The sequence below is a fragment of the Pseudomonas sp. HMSC067G02 genome (assembly GCF_001813485.1).
GTDB lineage: Bacteria > Pseudomonadota > Gammaproteobacteria > Pseudomonadales > Pseudomonadaceae > Pseudomonas > Pseudomonas aeruginosa.
On the sequence record NZ_KV812681.1, the window covers coordinates 256513 to 272265 of the forward strand.

Sequence of the window (15753 nt, forward strand, 5' to 3'; positions counted from 1 at the left end):
ACCGCAGCTTGTAACCGTTAACGCAAAAGAATGTGTGGCGCGTCCCCTGGGGCGCGCTCTGGTCTGTACGGAGGTTTACTTGGACAAGAACATGAAAATTCTCATCGTGGACGACTTTTCCACGATGAGACGCATCATCAAGAACCTCTTGCGGGACTTGGGCTTCACCAATACCGCCGAGGCCGACGACGGCACCACGGCGCTGCCGATGCTGCACAGCGGCAATTTCGACTTTCTCGTCACCGACTGGAACATGCCGGGCATGACCGGCATCGATCTGCTGCGCGCGGTTCGCGCCGACGAGCGCCTCAAGCACCTGCCGGTGCTGATGGTCACCGCCGAGGCCAAGCGCGACCAGATCATCGAAGCGGCCCAGGCCGGGGTCAACGGCTATGTGGTCAAACCCTTCACCGCTCAGGTCCTGAAGGAAAAGATCGAGAAGATTTTCGAGCGGGTCAACGGCTGAAGCCGGCCAAGAGGGTGTCATGGTGCTTGGTAACGATTCCACGGGCGACGAATTCGAATCGACCCTGAAAAAACACGCGCGCGAACTGGTGGACTGTCTCGAACGGGGGCACTTCCAGCAGGCGGTGCAATTGATCCAGGAGCTCAGCCAGGCCAGGGACCGTGGCCTCTACCAGGAAGTGGGCAAGCTGACCCGCGAACTGCACAACGCCATCGTCGATTTCCAGATCGACCCGCATTCCCCCCACGCGCAGGAAATGTCGCAGATCGCCGATGCCACCGATCGTCTTTCCTACGTGGTGGAAATGACCGAGAAGGCCGCCAACCGGACCATGGACCTGGTGGAGCAGAGCGCCCCGCTGGTCAACCAACTGGGCGACGATTCGCGGGAGCTGCACCAGGAGTGGCAACGCTTCATGCGCCGGGAAATCGACGCTGACGGCTTCCGCGAGCTGGCCAAGCGCATCGAACAGTTCCTCGTGCGCAGCGGCGAGAACGCCGGCCAGTTGTCCTCGCAGCTCAATGACATCCTGCTGGCGCAGGATTACCAGGACCTGACCGGCCAGGTGATCAAGCGTGTCACCAAGCTGGTCACCGAGGTCGAGAGCAACCTCGTGAAGCTGGTCTGGATGGCCGGCCAGGTGGACCGTTACGCCGGAATCGAGCACGACCACGTGAGCATGCGCCACCAGGCCGCGCTGGAGCGTTCGGCCAAGGGCGAGGGGCCGCAGGTCGCCGCGGAAAAACGAGAGGATGTGGTGTCCGGGCAGGATGACGTGGACGATCTGCTGTCCAGCCTGGGTTTCTGACCCGCCCGGCTCAAGACTGCGGCATCGCTGCCGTTAAGTAAGCATTGAACGCTGGCATCCGCGGGCTGCCGGCACAGCCTTCGTCATGCCGGTGATCCCGGCGGGCGGGCTGAAGTCGGTCCGGAAAGCCGGGCCGGTATTTCCGGCAGGACAGCGGTCCTGCCGATCCTTTCGAGTAACACGTCTCTGGGAGCAGCCGAATGAGCTTCGACGCCGATGAAGAAATCCTCCAGGACTTCCTGGTTGAGGCCGGCGAGATTCTCGAGCAATTGTCCGAGCAACTGGTCGAGCTGGAGAGCCGGCCGGACGACATGGACCTGCTCAATGCCATTTTCCGTGGGTTCCATACGGTCAAGGGCGGTGCCGGCTTCCTCCAGCTGAACGCGCTGGTGGAATGCTGCCACATTGCGGAAAACGTCTTCGATATCCTGCGCAAGGGCGAGCGGCGCGTCAGCTCCGAACTGATGGATGTGGTGCTGCAGGCGCTGGATACGGTCAACGCGATGTTCGACCAGGTGCGCGAGCAGTCCGAACCGACCCCGGCGACGCCCGAACTGCTGGCGGCCCTTGCCCGCCTGGCCGAGCCCGAGGGCGCCGCGCCCGCGGAACCTGTGCAAGCGCCGCCGGCGGCCGTTCCGCCAGCCGAGCCTGCGGCGCCGCCGGAAGCGCCCGCGCAGAGTGCCTCCAGCGATATCACCGACGACGAGTTCGAGCAGTTGCTGGATGCTCTCCAGGGCGACGAAGCGCCGGCCTCCGCCGTTGCAGAAGCGCCCGCGGCTCCTGCTGGCGACGAGATCAGCGACGCCGAGTTCGAGGCGTTGCTCGACCAGTTGCACGGCAAGGGCAAGTTCGTCCCGCCGGCGGTCTCGGCCGAGCCTGCGCAAGTCCCCGCCGAGGCGGTCGAGCCGGCCGCGGCTGCCGCTGGTGACGATATCAGCGACGACGAGTTCGAGGCGCTGCTCGACGAACTGCACGGCAAGGGCAAGTTCGGCGATGTCCCGGAAGCCGCCGGCACACCCGCCGCACCGGCTGCCGCGGCTCCAGCGGCTGCGCCGGCGGAGCAGGGCAAGGCGCCGGCCGCCGCGGGCGGCGATGAGATCAGCGACGACGAGTTCGAGTCGCTGCTCGACGAACTGCACGGCAAGGGCAAGTTCAACGGTGCCTCCGAGGCCGTGGCGGCCGCCGCGGCGGTAGCCAAGAACATCGCGGCGAAGAGTCCCGCGGCGAAACCGGTCGCTCCGGCCAAGGCCGCCGCCGCGCGTCCGGCGGCGCCCGACAGGCCGGCGGCGAGCGAGGCGGAGACCACCGTGCGGGTGGATACGGCGCGTCTCGACGAGATCATGAACATGGTCGGCGAGCTGGTGCTGGTGCGTAACCGCCTGGTGCGCCTGGGCCTGAACAGTGGCGACGAGGCCATGGCCAAGGCCGTGGCCAACCTCGACGTGGTCACCGGCGACCTGCAGATGTCGGTGATGAAGACCCGCATGCAGCCGATCAAGAAGGTCTTCGGCCGCTTCCCGCGCCTGGTTCGCGACCTGGCGCGGAACATGAAGAAAGAGATCAACCTGGAGCTGGTGGGCGAAGAGACCGACCTCGACAAGAACCTAGTCGAGGCCCTCGCCGATCCGCTGGTGCACCTAGTGCGCAACGCCGTCGACCACGGCATCGAGAGTCCGGAGGAGCGCGAGGCCGCCGGCAAGCCGCGGGTCGGCCAGGTGGTGCTGTCAGCGGAGCAGGAGGGTGACCACATCCTCCTGATGATCACCGACGACGGCAAGGGCATGGACGCCGAGGTGCTGCGCAACAAGGCGGTGGAGAAGGGCCTGCTGGAGCGCGATGCGGCGGACCGCCTGACCGACCTGGAGTGCTACAACCTGATCTTCGCCCCGGGTTTCTCGACCAAGACCGAGATTTCCGACGTGTCCGGCCGCGGCGTCGGCATGGACGTGGTGAAGACCAAGATTTCCCAGCTCAACGGCACGGTCAACGTGTTCTCGCAGAAGGGGTCCGGCTCGAAGATCGTCATCAAGGTGCCGCTGACCCTGGCGATCATGCCTACCCTTATGGTGATGCTGGGCAGCCAGGCGTTCGCCTTCCCGCTGGTCAACGTCAACGAAATCTTCCATCTTGACCTGTCGCGCACCAATGTCGTGGATGGCCAGGAAGTGGTGATCGTCCGCGACAAGGCCTTGCCGCTGTTCTACCTCAAGCGCTGGCTGGTGCCGAGCGCGGCCCACGAGGAGCAGGGCGAGGGGCACGTGGTGATCCTGTCGGTCGGCACCCAGCGCATCGGTTTCGTCGTCGACCAGTTGGTGGGACAAGAAGAAGTGGTGATCAAGCCACTCGGCAAGATGTTGCAGGGCACCCCCGGCATGGCGGGCGCCACCATCACCGGGGACGGGCGCATCGCCCTGATCCTCGATGTGCCGAGCATGCTCAAGCGTTACGCACGGCGCATCTGACGCCGCGTATGGGTTTCCGGCGGCGCAGGAGCGTCGCCCTCTGAGGAGTAGCTATGGCAGTCAAAGTCCTGGTGGTGGACGATTCGGGGTTCTTCCGCCGCCGTGTCTCGGAGATTCTCTCCGCCGATGGACAGATCCAGGTGGTCGGCACCGCCACCAATGGCCGCGAGGCCATCGAGCAGGCGCTGGCCCTGAGACCCGATGTGATCACCATGGATTACGAGATGCCGCTGATGGACGGCATCACCGCGGTACGCAACATCATGCAGCGTTGCCCGACCCCGGTCCTGATGTTCTCCTCGCTGACCCACGAGGGCGCGCGGGTGACCCTGGATGCGCTGGACGCCGGAGCGGTCGACTACCTGCCGAAGAATTTCGAGGACATCTCGCGCAACCCGGACAAGGTCCGCCAGTTGCTTTGCGAGAAGGTCCTGACCATCGCCCGTAGCAATCGTCGCTCGATCAGCCTGCCGCCGCTGCCTTCGGCCACCTCGTCCAGCCATGCGCCGGCGTCGTCCTCCAGCCTCGGCGCGAGCGCGCGTGCCAGTGCCGGCGCGTCGCCGGCCCCGGCGTCGACCTCGGCGGCGCCGAAGCGCAAGGCCTACCGGCTGGTCGCGATCGGTACCTCCACCGGTGGACCGGTTGCCTTGCAGCGGGTGCTGACCCAGTTGCCGGCCAACTTCCCGGCGCCGCTGGTGCTGATCCAGCACATGCCGGCGGCCTTCACCAAGGCTTTCGCCGAGCGCCTCGACAAGCTGTGCCGGATCAGCGTCAAGGAAGCAGAGGACGGCGACATCCTGCGTCCCGGCCTGGCGCTGCTGGCGCCGGGCGGCAAGCAGATGATGGTCGACGGCCGCGGCACGGTGCGCATCCTCCCCGGCGACGAACGCCTGAACTACAAGCCCTGCGTCGACGTGACCTTCGGCTCGGCGGCCAAGGCCTACAACGACAAGGTCCTGGCGGTGGTCCTCACCGGCATGGGCGCCGACGGACGCGAGGGCGCGCGCCTGCTCAAGCAGGGCGGCAGCCAGGTGTGGGCGCAGGACGAGGCCAGTTGCGTGATCTACGGGATGCCGATGGCCGTGGTCAAGGCCAACCTGGCGGACGCGGTGTACGGGCTCGACGACATCGGCCGGCACCTGGTCGAGGCGTGCCAGTAAGCGTGCGTGCAGGAATGAGGAGACTGCCTTCGATGGCCACCCACGTGACGACCTGCGCGCGCCTTCGCCGAGCCGAGGGGACGCGCTGATGGATGTGCTCAGCCTGGTCGGGATCATCCTGGCGTTCGTCGCCATCGTCGGCGGCAACTTTCTCGAGGGCGGCCACGCCGGAGCCCTGCTCAACGGTCCGGCGGCGCTGATCGTGATCGGCGGCACCCTGGCCGCGGCGCTGTTGCAGACCCCGGTGAACGTGCTCAAGCGCGGCCTGGGCATGCTCGGCTGGGTGTTCTTCCCGCCGCGCGAGGATCTTTCCGGGGGAATCGACCGGATCGTCTCCTGGAGCATGACCGCGCGCAAGGAAGGCCTGCTCGGCCTGGAGAGCATCGCCGACGCGGAGCCCGATTCCTATGCGCGCAAGGGCCTGCAACTGCTGGTGGACGGCGCCGAGCCGGAAGTCATCCGCAGCATCCTCGAGGTCGACCTGTTCACCCAGGAAAGCCGCGACCTGCAGGCCGCCAAGGTGTTCGAGAGCATGGGCGGCTATGCGCCGACCATCGGCATCATCGGCGCGGTAATGGGCCTGATCCATGTGATGGGCAACCTGGCCAACCCGGCGCAGCTCGGTAGCGGCATCGCCGTGGCCTTCGTCGCCACCATCTATGGCGTCGGCTTCGCCAACCTGCTCCTGCTGCCGATCGGCAACAAGCTGAAAACCCTGGTACTGCGCCAGTCGCGCTACCGCGAGATGCTCCTGGAGGGCCTGCTGTCCATCGCCGAGGGCGAGAACCCGCGTTCCATCGAGTTGAAGCTGCAAGGCTTCATGGACTGACCGGAGCCGAGCATGCAGCGTCGCCGTCGCCACCAGGAGGAACACGAGAACCACGAACGCTGGCTGGTTTCCTATGCCGACTTCATCACCCTGCTGTTCGCCTTCTTCGTGGTGATGTATTCGATTTCCTCGATCAACGAGGGCAAGTACAAGATCCTCTCGGAGACCCTCACCGGCGTGTTCAATCAGCCCGACCGCTCGTTGAAGCCGATTCCCATCGGCGAAGAGCGGCCGCGCACCACCGAGCCGGAGCGCACCAGTGTCGAGGAGCAGCCCAGCGACAACGCGGCCAGCGCCGACTCCCTGGAGCGGATCGCCGACAGCGTACGCGGCGCCTTCGGTGACCTGATCGCCTCCGACCAGTTGAGCGTGCGCGGCAACGAGCTGTGGATCGAGATCACTCTCAATTCCAGCCTGCTGTTTCCCAGCGGCGATGCGCTGCCCAACGATGCCGCCTTCGATATCGTCGAGAAGGTCGCCAAGATCCTGGCGCCCTACAAGAACCCGATCCATGTCGAGGGCTTCACCGACGACGTGCCGATCCATAGCCCGCGCTATCCCACCAACTGGGAACTGTCGGCGGCGCGGGCGGCGAGCATCGTCCGCCTGCTCGGCAACGATGGGGTCGAGCCGTCGCGGATGGCTGCGGTGGGCTATGGTGAATTTCAACCGGTGGCAGACAATGCCAGCGCCGAAGGGCGGGCGAAGAACCGCCGGGTGGTGCTGGTGATCTCGCGCAACCTGGAGGTACGGCGCAGCGTCAGCGGGGTCGGCAGCGGCAAGGCGCAACCGGATTCGGCGCTCCGCCACGCAGGCTCGGCAGCTGGCACGCAAGCTGCAGATACTGGCGGTACGCCGGCGCCCGCGCCGGCAACCGTCAATTCCCCGTCGCCTTCGCCATGAGCGCGCGAAACATGGTTTGCGTACGGGCGCCGGGGCCGAACTGGCCAGTAGTGCGGCCCCAACCGGGTGGACCCATGCCAGGAAGAGTAGAGCAATGAAAGTCTGGGCAGTCGCCAATCAGAAAGGAGGGGTCGGCAAGACCACCTCGTCCATCGCCCTGGCCGGCCTGCTGGCGGATGCCGGCAAGCGCGTGGTCGTGGTCGACCTGGACCCCCACGGCTCGATGACCAGCTATTTCGGCTATGACCCGGACACCCTCGAGCACAGCGCCTTCGACCTGTTCCTGCACCAGGGCAACGTCCCCGAGGGGCTGCCGGCCTCGCTGCTGCGCAGCACCAGCAACGAACGCATCTCCCTGCTGCCGTCGAGTACCGCGCTGGCCACCCTGGAGCGCCAGTCGCCGGGCAAGAGCGGTCTCGGCCTGGTGGTCTCGAAAAGCCTGGCGCAGCTCTGGCAGGATTTCGACCATGCGATCATCGACAGCCCGCCGCTGCTCGGCGTGCTGATGGTCAATGCCCTGGCCGCCAGCCAGCACCTGGTGATTCCGGTGCAGACCGAGTTCCTCGCGGTGAAAGGGCTGGAGCGGATGGTCAACACCCTGGCGATGATCAACCGGTCGCGCAAACAGGCGTTGCCCTATACCATCGTACCTACGCTGTTCGATCGGCGGACCCAGGCTTCGCTGAGCACGCTGCGGATTCTCAACGAGAACTACCCGGACAACCTGTGGCAGGCGTTCATTCCCATCGATACCCGCCTGCGCGATGCCAGCCGGGCCGGGGTCACGCCGTCGCAACACGACGGCAAGAGTCGCGGGGTGATCGCCTACCGCGCCTTGCTCAAGCATCTGCTGGCGCAGCAGCCGGCCACCCGGGTGGCCTGATGGCGCGCCGGTCGCCGCGCCGACAGGCGCATTCAAGCCGCACCGGAGTGCGGCCGATAACCGTTGTAGACCCCTGTCGCGGAATACCCACATGAGCGCCGCCACCGCCACCCGTTCGCAACTGGCCTTGCAGTCCTACCTGGATGCGTTGCTCCAGGAGGCCACTTTCGAGGACCTGGAACCTCCCGTCGAGACGCCGCCAGCGCCTGCGCCCGCGCCGTTGAAGCCTGTGGCGCTGGCGGTCGCCGAAGTGGCGACACCGGCCCCGGCGCTGGAAACGCTGCCGGTCGACCACGGGTTCGACGAGTTCGAGGCCGCGGTGCTCGAGGAGCAGGTCCGCGATGCGCGCCTGGTTCCGCCGGCGCCGGCGGCCCTGCTCGACGAACCGACGACGTTGCGCGAGCTGCCGGTCGAGCCACGGCCCCACGAGGTCATCGAACTGCGCGTGCCGAGCGCCCCGGCGAGCGCCAGCGAGCCGGCGCTGCTCGACCTGCCGCTGCTCGACGACGGTCGTCCGGCCTGGGCGGCGGAGCCCTTCGAGTGCCTGCTGTTCGACGTCGCCGGGCTGACCCTGGCGGTGCCGCTGGTGTGCCTCGGCTCGATCTATCCGCTGGAGAACCAGGAACTGACCCCGTTGTTCGGCCAGCCCGACTGGTTCCTCGGCATCCTGCCGTCGCAGGCGGGCAACCTGAAGGTGCTGGACACCGCACGCTGGGTGATGCCCGAACGCTACCGCGACGACTATCGCGACGGCCTCAAGTACGTGATCTCGGTCCAGGGCTACGAGTGGGGGCTGGCGGTACACCAGGTGAGCCGCTCGATCCGCCTCGACCCGGCCGAGGTGAAATGGCGCAGCCAGCGTAGCCAGCGGCCCTGGCTGGCCGGCACGGTCATCGAACACATGTGTGCGCTGCTGGATGTGGCGGCGCTCGCCGAACTGATCGCCAGCGGCGCCGTCAAGCGCCTGCACGGCGACCATTGATAGACAGCTTCCGCCGCTTGCGGCGGTTTTCGAGAGGTTAGGGGAATGAGCAAAGCCACCGCGCAAAGCGCCGAAGATCCGATCCTGCAGTGGGTCACCTTCCGCCTGGACAACGAGAGCTACGGCATCAACGTGATGCAGGTCCAGGAGGTGCTGCGCTACACCGAGATCGCCCCGGTGCCGGGCGCGCCGAGCTACGTGCTGGGCATCATCAACCTGCGCGGCAACGTGGTCACGGTGATCGACACCCGCCAGCGCTTCGGCCTGGACCCTGCGCCGGTCAGCGACAACACGCGGATCGTCATCATCGAGGCGGACAAGCAGGTGGTCGGCATCCTGGTCGACAGCGTCGCCGAGGTGGTCTACCTGAAGCAGTCGGAAATCGAGACCGCGCCGAACGTCGGTAACGAAGAATCGGCCAAGTTCATCCAGGGCGTCTGCAACAAGAACGGCGAGCTGCTGATCCTGGTCGAGCTGGACAAGATGATGACCGAGGAAGAATGGTCGGAGCTGGGCAGCATCTGATGCGTTCGACCGACACGAGGGCCTGCTGAGATGGAGGTCGTCGCGCTGGCACTGGCGCTCGCCGCCTGCCTCGGCCTGGCGGCGGCGTGCCTGTGGCTGCGCCGTGAATTGCGCCGCCTGCAAGCTGCGCTGGCGCAGCAGGCGGAGGAGGGCGCGGCGCGCGAGCGCCGGCTCAAGGAGCTGAGCAAGCGCATCGAGTCCTACCAGCAGGTCAACGTGCGCATGGGCGAGGCCTTGCAGGACCTCGGCAAGCAACTCGCGCCGCTTCCCGACCGGGTCGCGCGCCTGGAGCAGCGCGATCCGACCACGCTGTCGTTCAGCCAGGCCGCACGCCTGGTCGGGCTCGGCGCCAGCGCCGAAGACCTGACCCAGGCCTGCGGGCTGTCACAGGCCGAGGCCGAGCTGGTGGCGCGCCTGCACGAAGCCAAGGGCAAGTGACGGCCACCGACCCGGCGCTGGCGCTTTTCAGGCGAGCAGGCGGCTCGCCACTTCTGCCAGTGTCACCTCTCCCCTGAACTCCCCGCAGCTCTGCGCCGGCAGGCGATCCTCGATGGCATGGGCGAAGCGCACCGCCGGGTCCTGCTCCAGCTTCTCCAGGTGTCGATGTAGGCGCGGAAAGTCGTGTTGCAGGTCGAAGTAGCCCAGCTCCCGTCCCCAACGAGCGGTACCCACGAGGTAGGCGTCGGCCACGCTCGGCCCTTCGCCGGCCAGCCACTTGCGGTCGCCGAGCAGCTTGTCGATCCGGCCATAGGCTCGCGCCGCGCGCGCCAGCGCCCTTGCCGTCGTGGTTGCGTCGGCGTCCTCCAGATAGAACAGGGCCCCCCAGGCCGAATGGCATTCGGTATGCAGGAGAGCGAGGGCGAAGTTCAGTTCGTCGAACTCGGCGCTGCCCTGCGGATAGCCGAGCTTCCTGCACAGGTCGCGCGCCGCCAGGTGCTGGAGAATGGCCAGGCTTTCGCTGAGCGCGCGGCCGTCCTCCAGGAGCAGGGTGGGCGTCTGGCGAGCCGGGTTCAGGCGCACGTAGGTGCGCTCGCCGGTCTCCAGCGGCATCTCGATCCGACACAGGCGATAGGGGCGGCCGAGCCACTCGAGGGCCACGATCGAGCCGAAGGAACAGCCGTGGGGTACGCCATAAAACAGTACAGGTTCCATTTTCCATCTCCGTTCAGGTAACGCGTGTTGCGCATCGCAACCGGGCTGAACGCAGGGTAGGGGGGATATAGGCTATATTCGGTCCTGATTTTTCCGGTGGATCGAAAAATGTCCAAGCCCACGGTGCGCGTGCTCGCCCTGCTCGAACTGCTGCAGAGCCACGGCCAGCTCAGCGGTAGCGAGCTGGCCAGGCGCCTGGAGGTGGATGGACGGACGCTGCGTCGCTATATCGTCGCCCTCGAGGAGCTGGGCATTCCCATCTCGGCGGAGCGCGGACGCCATGGCGGCTACCGCCTGGTGGCCGGTTTCAAGCTCCCGCCGCTGATGTTCAGCGCGGAGGAAACCCTGGCCGTGTCCCTCGGCCTGCTGGCGGTGCGCAGTCTCGGCCTGGGCGAAAGCGAGCTGGCCCTGGAAAGCGCGCAGGCCAAGCTGAGCAGGGTGATGCCCGATGCGCTGCGGCGGCGCCTCGTGGCGCTCCGCGAGACCGCCAGCCTGGACCTGGCCCGCGCCCGGGCGGGAACCAGTGTGGCGGCGCTGGCGACCCTCGCCGAAGCCGCCCAGGTCCGTGCGCGGGTCGAGTTCCGCTATCGCGACCCGCAGGGCGCCGAAACCCTCCGCCAACTCGATCCCTACGGCTTGGCCTATCGCAACGGCTGCTGGTACGTCAGCGGTTTCTGCCACCTGCGCCAGGCGTTGCGCTCGTTCCGTCTCGATCGCCTGGACGCGCCGCGCATGCTGGCGGAGCGCTTCGAGCGACCGGCGGATTTCGATACCCTCCGCCACCTGCGGGAGAGCTTCGCCCGGATGCCGCGCGCCTACCCGGTGGAAATCCTGATGCGGGCGGCGAGGGAGCAGGTGGTCGCGGTGCTCGGCGAGCCCCTCGGTCTGCTCGCCGAGGTCGATGGCGGTACGCTGTTGCGCGCCAGCACCGACGACCTGGACTGGTTCGCCCGGCGCCTGTGCGGCCTGCCGTTCGACTTCGAGGTCAGGCAGCCGCTGGAGTTGCGCGAGCCGTTGAGGCGCCAGGCCGAGCGTGTCCTGCGTAACCTGGGCCAGGAGGAAGCTTCGGATCACAGGTAGGCATTTAGAGGAAAAGTCCTATTAATTGCGCGGCTGCCGCTTTCTAGAATCGGTCCTGGTCAACCAGCACGTTTCCAGGAGGCCACAAGGATGCCTGCAATACCCCTGCGCGCCATGGTGCTGTGCGCCAACCCCGGCCGTCTGCTCAGGTACGGAGCGCTGTTCAACCGCTGCGGCTACTTCCACCTGAGCCTGTGCCTGGACCGACGGGAGCTGCGGCGGTCCCTGGACCAGGGTTACCCGTACGACTATTTCCTCTACGACGGATTCCGCCTGGACCAGGGCTGCAAGGGCACGCTGGCGATGCTGGGACGCAGCGGCAGCATCCGGCGCTTCCTGCTGGTGGGCGAGCTCGATTGCCGCGAGAAGCGCCTGTTGTTCGAGTGGAGCAGAGGCCATGGCCTGAGCATCGGCGCGGTGTCCGACCGGCCTTTGGGCCAGGTCGCCCTGGCCGCGCTGATCAAGCGTGATCGCGGCTGCCCCGACCTCCTGCGCGGCATCGCCTGAGGCGGCTTCCGGGAAGATGAGGTAAGGTCGTTTTCCAACCTTCCATGGCGAGACAGCGCATGACCGTCCAGGCCGACATCCTCAAGGCGATCGAAGGCATCGAGCATGGCTTCCAGCTAGCCGGCCAGGCACTCTCCGAGCGGATATTCCATTGCCGGCAGGTGCATGGCGCCGAGATCGTCGACGCGCGCTCGCTGTCGGAATCGGGGCGGCATGCCGCCGACGGCGTCTTCAGCGAAGGGCCGTTGGCGGTCGCGGTGGTCACCGCGGATTGCCTGCCGATTCTCATGAGCAGCCGCGACGGTCGGGTGGTGGCCGCCCTGCATGGCGGCTGGCAGGGGCTCGTCGCCGGTATCGTCGGCGCGGCGGTGGCGCGCTTCAATGCGCGCGGCGTCGCCAGCGCGGACATCCGGGTCGCCATCGGTCCCGGGATCAAAGCCTGCTGCTACGAGGTGAGTGCCGGGTTCATCGAGGCGTTGCAGGTCGGCCACGGCCGCCTCTGGGAGGGCGCGGCGCCGCCCTGGAGCCAGCGTCGTCCGCTCCCCGAGCGGCCGCCCCGGTTCGCTCCGCCCGAGCCAAGGCAGGCGGAGCAGGGCGCCTGGCTGGACCTGGTGGCCTTCTGTCGCCAGTTGTTCCAGGCCGCCGGCGTCGGGCCGGCGCAGATCGAAGCCAGCGCCGTCTGCACCTACTGTTCCGGCGATGCGTTCGCCAGTCATCGCCGACGCCAGCGCCTGGGCGAGGAGAAGCGCCAGCAGTACGCCTGGATCGCGCGCAAGCCGTGACCGCGTATCGGTATTGTCCGGAAATCCTGGATAGTCATGACGGTTGTCTGCTGTTTATCCGCCAATAGCCGGCTTCTAGACTTTCCCTGTCGATGCGTGGCTGTCGCCACGCTCATTCCAGGAGAGTCCCAGCATGCCTGACATCACCCAAGCCGCCATCGTCACCGGCGCCTCCCGCGGCATCGGTCGCGCCATTGCCCGGCGGTTGGCCGCCGACGGTTTCGCGGTCGCGGTCAACTATGCCGGCAACCAGGCCATGGCCGACGAGGTCGTGGCCGAAATCGTCGCCGCCGGCGGCGCGGCCATCGCCGTGCAGGGCGACGTGGCCAGCGCGGAGGACATGGACAAGCTGTTCGAAGCCACCAGGGGCGCCTTCGGCCGCATCGACGTGGTGGTCAACAGCGCCGGCACGATGCCCTACCTGAAGATCGCCGATGGCGACCTGGAGGGCTTCGACCGGGTGATCCGCACCAACCTGCGCGGCGCCTTCATCGTGCTTGGCCTGGCTGCCCGGCATGTCGAGCGCGGCGGACGGATCATCGCCCTGTCCACCAGCGTGATCGCCCGGGCGCTGCCCAGCTACGGTCCGTACATCGCGTCCAAGTCCGGGGTCGAGGGGCTGGTGCACGTGCTGGCCAACGAGTTGCGCGGCCAGGACATCAGGGTCAACGCGGTGGCGCCCGGCCCGGTGGCCACCGAGCTGTTCTTCAACGGCAAGAGCGCCGAACAGATCGACCAGATCGCCAGGCTGGCGCCGCTGGAGCGTCTCGGCGAACCGGACGAGATCGCCGCGGCGGTGTCCTTCCTCGCCGGGCCGGACGGGGCCTGGGTCAATTCCCAGGTACTGCGGGTCAACGGCGGTTTTGCCTGAGCCGCTGTACCGGGACGACGCGTCGAAGGTTTCGGCTGCGCTATCTATCGGTTCCTTTCGCCGCTGTCGGCCCGTTGCGAGTCGGCGTCGCGTCTACGCCAATAGTCGTCCTCATCGGTCTGGCGTTCGCTCAGTCGTTTCCCGCTGCGTGCGTCGAACTCCAGGATCCAGAAGGTGGCAGGCTCCTTCTGGTCGTCGCGAAGGTAGCTTCGGTAGGTGAAGCGGTCCCTATCCTGAAGCAGGACCACGCGGTCGATGGTTCCTTCGTGATGGCGTACCTTGGCTTGCCGATTGATGCGGAGCTCCGGAGTCAGCCGGTGCCGATCGATGATTGCATCCTTTTCCTCGTCGCCGAGGATGGCCGGGGCGGCCTGGACATGGCTGGCGATAAGCAGCAGGGCGGCGAGGGGGAGGGGGCTTGGCGAGGACATGGGCGGCCTGGGAAGTGGCAGGTGGACTGTGCTGGGACCGCTCTCGCGGATTCCGGTTCCGGCGCTTCGGTTTCGACGTGTGGCGGGTCCGCTCAGTCGCCGGGACCGCCGAGCAGCAGCATCTGGTTGCCATCCGCGGCGTCCGGCGCGAATCCCTCGGGACACTTGCCTTTCAGGTGCCAGGCGAAGGCGATGATCTCGGCGATGGTGCGATACAGCGCTTCCGGAATGGCGTCGCCGAGTTCCAGGCGGGCGAGCAGGCGGACCAGCTCGGCGTTCTCGTAGATCGGTACCTCGTAGTCGCGGGCGATGGCCAGGATCGCCTCGGCCAGTTCGGCGTCGCCCTTGGCGGAAAGGGTCGGCGCGGCCTGGCCGTCGTAGCTCAGGGCGATGGCCTGGCGCGGGGCGGGTGACTGCTTTCTGTTCATGCGGTTTCGTCTACCCAGCGTTGTTCGATGGTCGCTCGCGGGCCCTGGGGCGGGCGGCCGCGCTGGCAGGTGATCTCGCCAACGGTCAGGCCGGCGTCGCGCAGGCGTTGGCGCAGGTGGCCGAGTTCATGCTCGACCAGCCGCGCGGTCGCGTCGCGCTCGGCCCAAAGCTGGCTGGACAGGCTGCCGCGCAGCAGGGTCGCCTGGGCGTGCAGCGGTCCCAGCGGCTCCAGGTCGAAGGCCAGTTCGACGCGCCAGAGGCTTTCGCGGGCCTCTTCGCCGGTCTTGCGCTGTTCTTCCTGGAACTTCACCTGCAACGGTACCACCGAGTGCTGATGGCGCATGGGCACCTCCATCTGCCAGGTCGCCAGTTGGGTGCCATCCGGCAGGGTGCTGGTCTGCGCCAGGCTCGACAGCTGATGGGTCTGCAGGCGGGAGATCGCCGCGGCGGCAAGGCGCAGCAGCGACTCCAGTTCCATGTCCTCGTCGAACAGTTGGAGAACCTTGCTCGGCAGGGGAAAGTTCAGTGCCTGGGTCTTGTTGGCGCTCTGTCCCAGGTTGCCCAGGGCGTTGCGGACAAAGGCCGGCAGCGCCTGGGCCAGGTTCGCCATGTTGCCGGCGAACATGCCCGGCGCCTGGGCGCCGGTCGGCGGCAGCGGCGACAGCTGGGCGAACAGGCGCAACAGGTTGGCCTTCAGGTCCTGGCCGAGATGATCGGTGGCGCCCTGCATCAGGCGCGCCTCGAGGAACAGGCCGCTCTGCTGCAGGGCCTGGCCGAGCAGCTTGGAATCGCCCATCTTCTGCGCCTCCGGCAGGCCGGCGAAGAGGCGCTCCACGGCCTGGCGCAGGCTGTCCGGCAGGTCGTTGCGGCCGTTCAGCCCCTGCAGGGCGGCGAACAGGCCTTCCAGGGAAGCCTGGCGGGCGCTCTGCCCGGCCAGTTGCTGGCCCAGCGCAAGCTGGTCGAGGCGTCCGCTGAGCGGCAGGAAGTCGATCTGCTGGCTGTTTTTCACCAGCGCCGTGAGCAGGCTGCCGACCGGCAGCGCCTGGGGCGAGTCGAGGCTCAGGTTGCTGCCGGCGAGCGGCGTGTTGAGCAGGTTCAGCAGGACCCGGTAGACCACCTGCTGGGCCTTGTCCGCCGGCAGCGCGGTGCTGGACAGGACCTTGCCCTGGAGCAGGGTGCCGGGCGGCAGTTGCTCCAGGTCGAGGCTGCTCAGCGGGCCAGCGCCGGCCATGCTGTCGAGCAGGGTGGCAACCACGCTGGTGTTGCTGGTGGCGCTGACGTTGAGCAGGTTGCCCGGCACCAGCGGCCGATTGCTCTGCACTTCCACCAGGCTCTGCCCGCTGTTCGTCAGGGTCAGCTTGAGCAGGACCTGGAAATTGTTCGCCAGGCCTTCCTTGACCGCTAGCACCTCGGCCTTGCCCGACTCGCCTTCGCCCAGCAGGCCGGCCAGGGTCTGCACCAGCTTCAGGGTCATCTCGGCGTC

General features: G+C 67.3%; 18 protein-coding genes. 14 read left to right on the top strand and 4 right to left on the bottom strand.

Going from position 1 to position 15753, the window contains the following annotated elements; genetic code table 11:
- Window positions 1-91: 91 nt before the first annotated feature.
- The 10 genes from HMPREF2914_RS15950 to HMPREF2914_RS15995 all read left to right on the top strand — a co-directional run bounded on the left by HMPREF2914_RS15950 (window position 92) and on the right by HMPREF2914_RS15995 (window position 9456).
- Entirely contained in the window at window positions 92-466 is a 375-nt protein-coding gene (locus HMPREF2914_RS15950) for a chemotaxis response regulator CheY (protein WP_003083073.1), read from the top strand.
- A 19-nt stretch (window positions 467-485) separates the two neighbouring features.
- On the top strand, window positions 486-1274 hold the full coding sequence (locus HMPREF2914_RS15955; protein WP_003083075.1) for a protein phosphatase CheZ: 789 nt from the start codon (window positions 486-488) through the stop codon (window positions 1272-1274).
- A gap of 200 nt (window positions 1275-1474) precedes the next feature.
- Window positions 1475-3736 carry a chemotaxis protein CheA gene (locus HMPREF2914_RS15960; RefSeq protein ID WP_023087615.1) on the top strand — a complete coding sequence of 754 codons (2262 nt, stop codon included), beginning with the start codon at window positions 1475-1477 and terminating at the stop codon, window positions 3734-3736.
- A gap of 53 nt (window positions 3737-3789) precedes the next feature.
- Complete coding sequence (locus HMPREF2914_RS15965) at window positions 3790-4896, top strand: protein-glutamate methylesterase/protein-glutamine glutaminase (RefSeq protein ID WP_003087115.1); 1107 nt, start codon at window positions 3790-3792, stop codon at window positions 4894-4896.
- Window positions 4897-4984: 88 nt separating this feature from the next.
- Window positions 4985-5725 carry a flagellar motor protein gene (locus HMPREF2914_RS15970; RefSeq protein WP_023092031.1) on the top strand — a complete coding sequence of 247 codons (741 nt, stop codon included), beginning with the start codon at window positions 4985-4987 and terminating at the stop codon, window positions 5723-5725.
- Between the two features lie 12 nt (window positions 5726-5737).
- The gene (motD, locus tag HMPREF2914_RS15975) at window positions 5738-6628 is read left to right on the top strand and encodes a flagellar motor protein MotD (protein ID WP_019485670.1); all 891 of its coding nucleotides are present in this window, start codon (window positions 5738-5740) and stop codon (window positions 6626-6628) included.
- 94 nt (window positions 6629-6722) lie between these two features.
- Window positions 6723-7511 carry a ParA family protein gene (locus HMPREF2914_RS15980; protein ID WP_003083092.1) on the top strand — a complete coding sequence of 263 codons (789 nt, stop codon included), beginning with the start codon at window positions 6723-6725 and terminating at the stop codon, window positions 7509-7511.
- Window positions 7512-7602: 91 nt separating this feature from the next.
- Entirely contained in the window at window positions 7603-8493 is an 891-nt protein-coding gene (locus HMPREF2914_RS15985) for a CheW domain-containing protein (protein ID WP_003087116.1), read from the top strand.
- A gap of 45 nt (window positions 8494-8538) precedes the next feature.
- Complete coding sequence (locus HMPREF2914_RS15990; RefSeq protein ID WP_003083098.1) at window positions 8539-9018, top strand: chemotaxis protein CheW; 480 nt, start codon at window positions 8539-8541, stop codon at window positions 9016-9018.
- 30 nt (window positions 9019-9048) lie between these two features.
- On the top strand, window positions 9049-9456 hold the full coding sequence (locus HMPREF2914_RS15995; RefSeq protein WP_003083101.1) for a DUF2802 domain-containing protein: 408 nt from the start codon (window positions 9049-9051) through the stop codon (window positions 9454-9456).
- A gap of 27 nt (window positions 9457-9483) precedes the next feature.
- On the opposite strand, the gene HMPREF2914_RS16000 is transcribed toward HMPREF2914_RS15995, so the two are convergent.
- On the bottom strand, window positions 9484-10170 hold the full coding sequence (locus tag HMPREF2914_RS16000; protein ID WP_019485669.1) for a glutathione S-transferase family protein: 687 nt from the start codon (window positions 10168-10170) through the stop codon (window positions 9484-9486).
- A 108-nt stretch (window positions 10171-10278) separates the two neighbouring features.
- Between HMPREF2914_RS16000 and HMPREF2914_RS16005 the strand changes: the two genes are divergently transcribed.
- The 4 genes from HMPREF2914_RS16005 (at window position 10279) to HMPREF2914_RS16020 (ending at window position 13410) form a co-directional block, all read left to right on the top strand.
- The gene (locus HMPREF2914_RS16005; RefSeq protein ID WP_019485668.1) at window positions 10279-11250 is read left to right on the top strand and encodes a helix-turn-helix transcriptional regulator; all 972 of its coding nucleotides are present in this window, start codon (window positions 10279-10281) and stop codon (window positions 11248-11250) included.
- A gap of 90 nt (window positions 11251-11340) precedes the next feature.
- Complete coding sequence (locus tag HMPREF2914_RS16010; RefSeq protein WP_003087127.1) at window positions 11341-11757, top strand: hypothetical protein; 417 nt, start codon at window positions 11341-11343, stop codon at window positions 11755-11757.
- A 59-nt stretch (window positions 11758-11816) separates the two neighbouring features.
- Complete coding sequence (locus tag HMPREF2914_RS16015) at window positions 11817-12539, top strand: purine nucleoside phosphorylase YfiH/LACC1 family protein (protein WP_019485667.1); 723 nt, start codon at window positions 11817-11819, stop codon at window positions 12537-12539.
- 133 nt (window positions 12540-12672) lie between these two features.
- A complete protein-coding gene (locus HMPREF2914_RS16020) occupies window positions 12673-13410 on the top strand; it encodes an SDR family oxidoreductase (protein WP_003087132.1) in 738 nt (245 codons plus the stop codon).
- Window positions 13411-13454: 44 nt separating this feature from the next.
- Here the strand turns inward: HMPREF2914_RS16020 and HMPREF2914_RS16025 are convergent, their stop codons facing one another.
- The 3 genes from HMPREF2914_RS16025 to HMPREF2914_RS16035 all read right to left on the bottom strand — a co-directional run bounded on the left by HMPREF2914_RS16025 (window position 13455) and on the right by HMPREF2914_RS16035 (window position 15744).
- Entirely contained in the window at window positions 13455-13841 is a 387-nt protein-coding gene (locus tag HMPREF2914_RS16025; RefSeq protein ID WP_023092030.1) for a hypothetical protein, read from the bottom strand.
- 92 nt (window positions 13842-13933) lie between these two features.
- On the bottom strand, window positions 13934-14269 hold the full coding sequence (locus HMPREF2914_RS16030; protein WP_003083121.1) for an EscU/YscU/HrcU family type III secretion system export apparatus switch protein: 336 nt from the start codon (window positions 14267-14269) through the stop codon (window positions 13934-13936).
- On the bottom strand, window positions 14266-15744 hold the full coding sequence (locus HMPREF2914_RS16035) for a flagellar hook-length control protein FliK (protein WP_023980347.1): 1479 nt from the start codon (window positions 15742-15744) through the stop codon (window positions 14266-14268). Before HMPREF2914_RS16035 ends, HMPREF2914_RS16030 begins: the two co-directional genes overlap by 4 nt.
- Between the last annotated feature and the right edge of the window lie 9 nt (window positions 15745-15753).

Bases quoted from the DNA above. Each gene is read 5' to 3' on its own strand.
- HMPREF2914_RS16005 (WP_019485668.1), top strand. From the start codon at position 10,279: ATGTCCAAGCCCACGGTGCGCGTGCTCGCCCTGCTCGAACTGCTGCAG.
- HMPREF2914_RS16000 (WP_019485669.1), bottom strand. From the start codon at position 10,170: ATGGAACCTGTACTGTTTTATGGCGTACCCCACGGCTGTTCCTTCGGC.
- HMPREF2914_RS16015 (WP_019485667.1), top strand. From the start codon at position 11,817: ATGACCGTCCAGGCCGACATCCTCAAGGCGATCGAAGGCATCGAGCAT.
- HMPREF2914_RS16035 (WP_023980347.1), bottom strand. From the start codon at position 15,744: ATGACCCTGAAGCTGGTGCAGACCCTGGCCGGCCTGCTGGGCGAAGGC.
- HMPREF2914_RS15950 (WP_003083073.1), top strand. From the start codon at position 92: ATGAAAATTCTCATCGTGGACGACTTTTCCACGATGAGACGCATCATC.
- HMPREF2914_RS15970 (WP_023092031.1), top strand. From the start codon at position 4,985: ATGGATGTGCTCAGCCTGGTCGGGATCATCCTGGCGTTCGTCGCCATC.
- HMPREF2914_RS15965 (WP_003087115.1), top strand. From the start codon at position 3,790: ATGGCAGTCAAAGTCCTGGTGGTGGACGATTCGGGGTTCTTCCGCCGC.
- HMPREF2914_RS16030 (WP_003083121.1), bottom strand. From the start codon at position 14,269: ATGAACAGAAAGCAGTCACCCGCCCCGCGCCAGGCCATCGCCCTGAGC.
- HMPREF2914_RS15960 (WP_023087615.1), top strand. From the start codon at position 1,475: ATGAGCTTCGACGCCGATGAAGAAATCCTCCAGGACTTCCTGGTTGAG.
- HMPREF2914_RS16020 (WP_003087132.1), top strand. From the start codon at position 12,673: ATGCCTGACATCACCCAAGCCGCCATCGTCACCGGCGCCTCCCGCGGC.
- motD (WP_019485670.1), top strand. From the start codon at position 5,738: ATGCAGCGTCGCCGTCGCCACCAGGAGGAACACGAGAACCACGAACGC.
- HMPREF2914_RS15985 (WP_003087116.1), top strand. From the start codon at position 7,603: ATGAGCGCCGCCACCGCCACCCGTTCGCAACTGGCCTTGCAGTCCTAC.
- HMPREF2914_RS16010 (WP_003087127.1), top strand. From the start codon at position 11,341: ATGCCTGCAATACCCCTGCGCGCCATGGTGCTGTGCGCCAACCCCGGC.
- HMPREF2914_RS15955 (WP_003083075.1), top strand. From the start codon at position 486: ATGGTGCTTGGTAACGATTCCACGGGCGACGAATTCGAATCGACCCTG.
- HMPREF2914_RS15990 (WP_003083098.1), top strand. From the start codon at position 8,539: ATGAGCAAAGCCACCGCGCAAAGCGCCGAAGATCCGATCCTGCAGTGG.
- HMPREF2914_RS15995 (WP_003083101.1), top strand. From the start codon at position 9,049: ATGGAGGTCGTCGCGCTGGCACTGGCGCTCGCCGCCTGCCTCGGCCTG.
- HMPREF2914_RS15980 (WP_003083092.1), top strand. From the start codon at position 6,723: ATGAAAGTCTGGGCAGTCGCCAATCAGAAAGGAGGGGTCGGCAAGACC.
- HMPREF2914_RS16025 (WP_023092030.1), bottom strand. From the start codon at position 13,841: ATGTCCTCGCCAAGCCCCCTCCCCCTCGCCGCCCTGCTGCTTATCGCC.